General features: G+C 39.6%; 8 protein-coding genes and 3 tRNA genes. 6 read left to right on the top strand and 5 right to left on the bottom strand.

Features of this window, described 5'->3' with window-relative positions:
- On the bottom strand, positions 1–827 hold an 827-nt coding region (locus AC075J_RS17895), incomplete at its 3' end, for an HdeD family acid-resistance protein (RefSeq protein WP_476390568.1).
- 308 nt (positions 828–1,135) lie between these two features.
- Here AC075J_RS17895 and AC075J_RS17890 point away from each other — a divergent pair.
- The 4 genes from AC075J_RS17890 to AC075J_RS17875 all read left to right on the top strand — a co-directional run bounded on the left by AC075J_RS17890 (position 1,136) and on the right by AC075J_RS17875 (position 5,153).
- Positions 1,136–1,930, top strand: coding sequence for a GDSL-type esterase/lipase family protein (locus AC075J_RS17890; protein WP_008707883.1), 795 nt, complete (start codon positions 1,136–1,138; stop codon positions 1,928–1,930).
- On the top strand, positions 1,927–2,403 hold the full coding sequence (locus AC075J_RS17885; protein ID WP_119253282.1) for a DUF4358 domain-containing protein: 477 nt from the start codon (positions 1,927–1,929) through the stop codon (positions 2,401–2,403). Before AC075J_RS17890 ends, AC075J_RS17885 begins: the two co-directional genes overlap by 4 nt.
- Positions 2,404–2,558: 155 nt before the next feature.
- Positions 2,559–3,947, top strand: coding sequence for an MBOAT family O-acyltransferase (locus tag AC075J_RS17880; protein ID WP_055200896.1), 1,389 nt, complete (start codon positions 2,559–2,561; stop codon positions 3,945–3,947).
- 12 nt (positions 3,948–3,959) lie between these two features.
- A complete protein-coding gene (locus AC075J_RS17875; protein ID WP_119253283.1) occupies positions 3,960–5,153 on the top strand; it encodes a DHHW family protein in 1,194 nt (397 codons plus the stop codon).
- Positions 5,154–5,420: 267 nt separating this feature from the next.
- On the opposite strand, the gene AC075J_RS17870 is transcribed toward AC075J_RS17875, so the two are convergent.
- Entirely contained in the window at positions 5,421–6,158 is a 738-nt protein-coding gene (locus tag AC075J_RS17870) for a LytR/AlgR family response regulator transcription factor (RefSeq protein ID WP_119243359.1), read from the bottom strand.
- A 359-nt stretch (positions 6,159–6,517) separates the two neighbouring features.
- Here AC075J_RS17870 and AC075J_RS17865 point away from each other — a divergent pair, with 359 nt between their 5' ends.
- On the top strand, positions 6,518–6,748 hold the full coding sequence (locus AC075J_RS17865) for a hypothetical protein (protein WP_026650366.1): 231 nt from the start codon (positions 6,518–6,520) through the stop codon (positions 6,746–6,748).
- Positions 6,749–6,789: 41 nt separating this feature from the next.
- Positions 6,790–7,353 carry a GNAT family N-acetyltransferase gene (locus AC075J_RS17860; protein WP_055200901.1) on the top strand — a complete coding sequence of 188 codons (564 nt, stop codon included), beginning with the start codon at positions 6,790–6,792 and terminating at the stop codon, positions 7,351–7,353.
- Between the two features lie 115 nt (positions 7,354–7,468).
- Here AC075J_RS17860 and AC075J_RS17855 read toward each other — a convergent pair.
- The 3 genes from AC075J_RS17855 to AC075J_RS17845 form a co-directional block, all read right to left on the bottom strand.
- Positions 7,469–7,539 (bottom strand) — tRNA-Cys (locus AC075J_RS17855).
- Between the two features lie 38 nt (positions 7,540–7,577).
- Positions 7,578–7,649: transfer RNA gene (locus AC075J_RS17850), tRNA-Glu, on the bottom strand.
- A gap of 44 nt (positions 7,650–7,693) precedes the next feature.
- Positions 7,694–7,766, bottom strand: a tRNA-Asn gene (locus AC075J_RS17845).
- Between the last annotated feature and the right edge of the window lie 14 nt (positions 7,767–7,780).

Below are 7,780 nucleotides of genomic sequence, written 5' to 3'. Positions count from 1 at the left end.
TTTTTCAGCATTTCCCGGATTTCTCTGCCGGGACTTTCCACGCCTTCATCCGGAGTCTGCATCTCTGCATCCAGAATGGCGTCTGCATCTGCTGCATCTGCAGTCTTCCCGGTTTCTATTTCCATCTCCGCTTCCCGAACCTGAGAATCTGTATCTTGCTTCCATTCTGTTTCATCTTCATTTAAAGATTTATCCTGCACTTTTTCGTCCAGACCTGCATCTTCCGGGTCATCCCATGGTTTCTCTTTGCCATTCTCTTCCTGTTCTTTTTCAACACAGAGTTTTTCGGATTTTTTCATTCCAAAACGAATCATGATCAAAAATACAATGTCTGCCACTCCATCAGCAGTCAGAATAATTCCGGAAAACAGGATCATCCGGGTTACACTCAAAAAAGAATAGAGCAACATGGAAACACCCAGCACAATAAATACCAGACAGCCAATAAGAATAATCTTCCAGTGTCCTCTCTGGGCTTTTTTCAGTCTGTAACTTCCCTTTATCTTCCAGATACTGTCAACCAGTACCAAGGCTCCCAGTAAATATGGCAGGATTTTGATCACAATTTGCGGTGTAAAGAAAAGAAAAATTCCAAGCACCATGACGATCACACCTGTAAACAAATCAAGAATCGTTGCCTTTTCCTTCTCAGCTGTATAAATAACAATATGATAAATACCGGAAGCGATCATTACCAGTCCGAATACAATCTTGCAGATAATGTTTACGGTCTGGTCCGGAACCAGGAGCAGACACAGACCAAATGCCAGATAAAAAACCGATGATAAAATCTCGCTTTTTAAAAAATCAGAAACTTTTTTCCCCATAACCTTTTCCTCCTGACTGTATGATAGCAAGTCCACACCCACTCTTATTGCTTTTCGCAATCTCCGCAGGGGACTTACTTGATTCGGTTAAAAATACTATTCCATTTCTTCTAAAATAGTATAACTTCTTTCTTTCTCTTCGTCCACAGGCAACTGCATGACTTTGTGTAAAATTTGTGAATTTTTCCTTGAAGTTTTTTTAGTGCGTATTATAATTATAGCGATACTCATAAATAATACATTTGAGAGTATTGCTATAAATAAAACTATGTCATAAAATGGATATTTTTCCATAGGAAGGATTTATTTTGAAAAAACAACCAAAGAATAAAGTTTTATTTCTTATCCCTGTCGGTGTTATACTCGCCGGTGCAGTGATTTTTTTATGCACCCGCGGAAATGAGAATGATTCTGTCTGTAAAGAAAATGTAGCCCGCCTTCAGGCTCTGGAAAATTCAGACATTTCACAGACAGAAGAACAGCTTCAGGCTCTGAAACAGACAACCGGCATTTCTTCCGGTTCTGATGCTTCAGACGGTTCCGGATCTACCCTGTTAAGTGATGTAGAAATCCGACAGGTTTTTGCCGGAAACGTCATCATCGGTGACTCTATCACAGAATCCATCGTAGAATACGGATATCTGGATACGGATGTGGTAGTCAGCAAACGAGGATTAAATGTAGGTGCAGCCGATGATCAGATCAGTACGGCAATTGCTCTGAATCCCTCTCATGTATTCATGGCATTTGGTTCCAACGACCTGGAAATATATGGTTCGGCTTCATCAGAATTTATTGATGCATACAGGACGCAGATAAAGAAAATCCAGACAGCCTTACCAGATGTCCCAATTTATATCAACTGCATTCTGCCGATTACTGATGAAGCGATCGCACAGACTCCTGATCTTGGATATTACCCTGATTATAATGAAGGACTTATCAAACTCTGTCAGGAAATGGGATGTACCTTTATTGACAATTCAACGATTGTAACAGACAGTTCAGAAAATCTGTATGAACCGGACGGTGAACATGTGATTCAGGACTACTATCCCAAATGGCTGACAAATATGGCACAGATTGCGGGGTTAAAGGCATGAAAAATTATTTACATATTTTTATCAAGGGTGCATTTGTTCTTTTCCTTATCGCATATCTGGCTGTCCTGTATACCTCCGACAGCGCAAAGAATGTACCCATGGAACAGATTGCACAGACTATGGAACAGGATTCTAATATCACTTCTTTGAATAAAGAAGCACGTTCCGATCTGAAACATTATTATCAGACAGATGACCGCAATATTGACGGCTATTTCTTCTACAAAGCCGCTTCACCCATGGCAGTAGAAGAAATCTGTATTATGAAGGCCACTGACAATACCCAGGCAAATACTTTGCTTGAAAATGCAAACGCCCATCTCTCCGGTCAGAAGCAGGTATTTGAGGGATATGGCACAGATCAGATGGCTCTTCTGAACAATGCAGTTGTTGGAAAAAAAGGAAACTATGTATATTATATGTGCGGCGCAGACGCACAGAACTGGCGCACTGCCTTTCTTTCCATGATATAAGCATTTTACTTTAATCCTCGTAACTGTTCCGCATTTTACGCTAATGGACTGCAGAACCATTACTATGGCAGTCCTCTTAATAATACCGTTAAGAGAAAATGCAGTTAAGAGAATTACTATAATATTCATAATATCCAGATTGGAGAACTTTTAATATGGTATTCAACAGTATATTTTTTATATTCTGCTTTCTTCCGGTTTTCATGCTGATCTACTACCTGGTACCGGGAAAGCTCCGCAATCTGCTGCTGTTTTTGGGCAGTCTGATCTTTTATGCCTGGGGAGAACCTGTATATGTGATCCTCATGCTGTTTTCCAGTATCTTCAACTATTATATGGGTACAGAACTGGAACGTTTATATTATGATGACAGGAAACAGAAAATTAATCTGATTTTCTCGATCATTATAAATCTTGCAGTACTTGTGTTTTTTAAATATTATGGATTCTTACTTAACACAATCGGAGGAATCATCGGTATCCATATCCCTCATCCGGAACTTTCGCTGCCGATAGGACTTTCTTTCTACACTTTCCGTAATTTGTCCTATCTTTTTGATATTTATTTAAGTAAGGTCAGTGCGCAGCGAAATTTCCTGACCTTTGCCGTATACAGCACAATGTTTCCTTATACCTCTGCCGGACCAATCGTACGATATACGGATATAGAGACGCAGCTGAAGCAGCGCACCATCAATATCTCCAAATTCGGTATCGGTGCAGAGCTTTTTGTCAAAGGTCTTGCAAAGAAAGTTCTTCTGGCAGATAATCTCTCGGTTTTATACAGCAGTATCTGTGGTCATCCACAGATGTCTGTATTTACTTCATGGCTTGGCATTCTGGCTTATACAATGCAGCTTTATTTTGACTTCAGCGGCTATTCGGATATGGCCATCGGTCTGGGAAAAATGCTGGGATTTGATTTTAATAAGAACTTTGATTATCCCTATATTTCCACCAGTGTTTCTGAATTCTGGAGACGCTGGCATATTTCTCTTGGAAGCTGGTTCAGAGATTATATTTATATCCCGCTTGGCGGTAATCGGGTCTCCACTCTGAAACATATCCGAAATATCCTTGTGGTATGGGCACTTACCGGTCTATGGCATGGTGCAAGCTGGAATTTCGTACTATGGGGTGTTTATTACGGACTCTTCCTTTTACTCGAAAAATTTGTACTTCAGAAATATCTGAAAAAAATACCATCCTGGCTTTGCACTGTATACACTATGCTTGTAGTCATGATCGGATGGGTATTCTTCAGCCAGACAGACTTTGGTGCCCTTGGCCATTACCTTGGAACTATGTTTGGGATCGGAGCTTCCGGTTTCATAGACAAAACTGCACTTTACTACCTCAAGACAGGATTTATCCTTCTTCTGATCAGTATTCTTATGTGCCGTCCTGCTCCTTACCAGTACTTTAAGCGTCTGGTCAGACGCAGACCTGTTGCTGCAGTGATCATAAATCTTATTTTATTTGCATTATCGATTGCCTATATGGTTTATAACTCTTACACACCATTTTTATATGCAAAATTTTAGAAGGTAAACAATATGAAAAAATCATTAAGAAATTATCGTTTATTTTTCCACAGAATGGGACTTTTATTTTTATTTATCCCCTTGATCGTACTCATTCTGAGCATTGTGCTTCCTGACAGAGGGTTTTCTGAAAAAGAAAACCGCGTACTTTCTTCCCTGCCTCATTTAAACGGCAGTCAGATTGCTTCCGGCGGATTTGAAAAACAATTTGAAACCTATGAAAATGATCAGTTTCCCCTTCGCGATATGTGGATTACCCTGAAAGCAGGAACTGACCGTCTGATGGGCAAAGTAGAATCTAATGGCGTATACGTTGGAAAATCCGGATATCTTATGGAAGAATTTAAAGCGCCTGATCAGACACAGTATGACGCCACTGTAAAAGCAATGACTGACTTTGCGCAAAAACATTCTGATCTGAAACAATATGCACTGATCGCCCCAAATTCTGTGAATATCCTGAGCGACAGGCTTCCTGCTTTTGCCCCTGTCCAGGATCAGAATTCCTGGCTTGACAGCCTCTCTGCCTCCCTGACCGATGCAGGTGTGACCTTTATTGATGTTCGCAGCACTTTTAAAGATCACAAAATGGAAGATCTCTATTATCACACTGATCATCACTGGACTACTCAGGGTGCTTATTATGCCTATCTTAAGGCAGCCAAAGATATGGGAATTGATACTTCAGCAGACACTTATGACAAAGCACCTGTCACCCGTTCTTTTCAGGGAACTCTGTCTGCCAAAAGCGGTTTCCGCTCTGGTGAAAAAGATGAGATCGATGTATTTCTCCCCACCGGAGATCAGGCACTCTCTTCTGTAGTTAATTATGTAGACGAACAGAAAAAAAGTGCCAGCTTCTATGATACTGAGAAACTTGAGACAAGAGATAAATATGCATTATTCTTTGGTGGAAACCACGCTCAGATAAAGATCAGTACTCCTACTGAAACAGATAATACACTGCTTGTGCTTAAAGATTCATATGCAAACAGTTTCATCCCATTTCTTGCTCAGCATTACCGAAAGATCATAATGATTGATCCCCGCTATTACTTTGGAGATCTGGAGCAGTTAATGCAGGTTGAAAATGTTCAGGAAATTCTGTACCTGTATAATGCCAATACCTTCTTCACAGACACTTCTCTGGAGCTTGCCCTGACAACTGCTGAACAAGATTCTTCTGATACATCTGATATCAGATAATATTATATCAAAAAATCCCCACCGAAATCTCAATGCCGAGGAAACATTGACTTTCGGTGGGGATTTTTCACACATTCACACACATTTTATAACACACACTTTTCACACACTTTTTAATAATAGGTCAGGTATAACGGCTGATTTAAAACAATAATACTGTGTCTTGCATTCCCCGTTCCCAGTTTATCTGTTTTTATATCAGCTGTACCTTAATGTGTATTATATCAGCATTTATGCCCACTTTTCATTTTATGCAAATTCAGCAATTTATTCTGCAAAAGTGTCCTTTGAGTCTCCAAAATGATTTACAAAATAATCATAGTACGTATCCAGTATTTCTTTCCGCCCACGAACACGTATAGGCACAAGTGTTCCATCTTCCATAATAAAATCGTCCTTTACATCCTTAATATAATCCATATTCACCAGATAACTCTGATGGCAGCGCAGAAAACGTTTCTCGTTAATTCTCTTCTCAATTTCCCCCAGCTTGTCCACTGTTATAATTTCGGAGCCATCTGACAGATGCAGGGTGACATTATGTTTATCGCTGTCAATATACATGATATCATCTGTACATGGATAACGGTACTGTCTTCTGTTTTTGATCGCAACACGCCTTTTCATATCCGTTTTAAGAATCCTGTTCAGAAGTTTCATCAGTTTCTCTTCTGAAAATGATTTCAACAAATATCCGGAAGCCTGTACTTCATAACTCTCTATGGCATAATCCGGTGAGGCGGTAAGAAAAATGATCGGCACCTTACACTGTATCTGTCTCAATTTTCTTGCAGTTTCCATTCCATTAAGTTTCTTCATACAAATATCCAGAAAAAGCAGATCCATAGCAATGTATCCTTCTTCCACATCGGCTATAAGCGTCTCTCCTGAATCATATTCTACAATTGAAACCTCTTCATTTATTTCTTCAAAATACTGACACAATATTTCTTTTAAAAGAAGTCTTTCAATCTCAACATCATCACAAACGACGATCGTTTTCATGTAATTTCCCCTTTCCGTATCAATATAAAAAGCAGCTTCCAAAATCCTGTCAGTCGCAAAGTTCTGACATTTATCTGTAAACAGCACAATTTCTATTAATTATATATGCTTAATCCTACGTATTCAAGTACTTTTTTCATTTATTTTACTTTTTTATAACAATCATTGTTGTTTACTTTTTTTGTGTTATACTTATATGGCAGCTTCACTTATGACAGCACTTTGGTAAAACAATCATATACTGAACTGTTACTCTATTTAACCGAATCAGGTAAGTCCCCTGCGGCGCAGTTATTCGGTGTAAAGCTGCGTAGCAAAGCGGATGATTTTATCCGCTTGACACAGAAAGAAGGAATTATATGCGTCAGGAAAAATTTAAAATGGAACGTCAGGGATTAATAAATGTGGGAGATGAAATAGAAATTTCCGAATATCAGTCTTTTATGAATTACAGTTATATCATTGAACCGGCTGTGGCAATGTCCGGCTGTTATCCAAATGCAGAACGCATCAGATCCAGAAAAGGAATCGTAAAAAATATTGAACATACACCGCGAGGTTTTATAGTGACTGCAGAATTTGATGAATAGTTACATATATTTTTCAAACACACTTCAGAAAGGAAATTATCATGGACAATAAAATAATAATCCGTACCGCTTCTGCTGCAGATGCACCGGCACTGCTTAAAATTTACAGACCATATGTAGAAAATACAGCCATCACCTTTGAATATGATGTTCCCTCCACAGAAGAATTTGCTTCCCGGATTGAACACACTCTGAAAAAATACCCTTACCTTGTAGCTGAGGAAAAAGGAGCTTTGCTTGGATATGCATATGCAGGTCCTTTCCATGAAAGACCTGCATATGACTGGGCTGTGGAAACATCTATTTATGTTGATCAGTCTCTTAAACACAGAGGGATAGGCCGCAGGCTTCATGATGCCCTTGAAACCGCTTTACGTGAACAGGGTATCTTGAATATGAATGCCTGCATTGCCTATCCTCCAAAGGAAGATGAACATCTTGACAAAAACAGTGTGGAATTTCACACTCATATGGGATATCGTCTTGTAGGTGAGTTCCATAAATGCGGTTACAAATTCAACCACTGGTATAATATGGTCTGGATGGAGAAGCTGATCGGTGAACATCTGACAGTTCAGGAGCCACCGAAATTCCCTCTCCTGTAGCCTGTTATTTCTGTGACTTCCAGAAATTATCAGAATCAATCCTGTGTCACTATCGCAAGTGTCAGTATACATTAACACAAAAAAACCTTAGAAGATATTTCTAAGGTTTTTCAAGAGGTGCCACCCGGATTTGAACCGGGGATAGAGGTGTTGCAGACCTTTGCCTTACCACTTGGCTATGGCACCATATTCACTTTTTATTATATGTAAGAAATCTTACATAATGACTCCAAGGGGATTTGAACCCCTGTTACCGCCGTGAAAGGGCGGTGTCTTAACCGCTTGACCATGGAGCCTAGTAGAAAATTGAATTTGATATCGGACTTCATGTTTCCGAAAACTCCCCCTGTTGGACTCGAACCAACGACACTGCGGTTAACAGCCGCATGCTCTACCGACTGAGCTAAGGAGGAATAAAGGTTTGCAC

It is taken from the genome of Blautia sp. ZXY-1-C6 (genome assembly GCF_056339875.1).
The sequence above is the reverse complement of the archived record's forward strand: the minus strand, read 5'-3'. Positions and strand labels throughout refer to the sequence as shown.

Bases quoted from the DNA above. Each gene is read 5' to 3' on its own strand.
- AC075J_RS17865 (WP_026650366.1), top strand. From the start codon at position 6,518: ATGCGTCAGGAAAAATTTAAAATGGAACGTCAGGGATTAATAAATGTG.
- AC075J_RS17880 (WP_055200896.1), top strand. From the start codon at position 2,559: ATGGTATTCAACAGTATATTTTTTATATTCTGCTTTCTTCCGGTTTTC.
- AC075J_RS17875 (WP_119253283.1), top strand. From the start codon at position 3,960: ATGAAAAAATCATTAAGAAATTATCGTTTATTTTTCCACAGAATGGGA.
- AC075J_RS17860 (WP_055200901.1), top strand. From the start codon at position 6,790: ATGGACAATAAAATAATAATCCGTACCGCTTCTGCTGCAGATGCACCG.
- AC075J_RS17870 (WP_119243359.1), bottom strand. From the start codon at position 6,158: ATGAAAACGATCGTCGTTTGTGATGATGTTGAGATTGAAAGACTTCTT.
- AC075J_RS17885 (WP_119253282.1), top strand. From the start codon at position 1,927: ATGAAAAATTATTTACATATTTTTATCAAGGGTGCATTTGTTCTTTTC.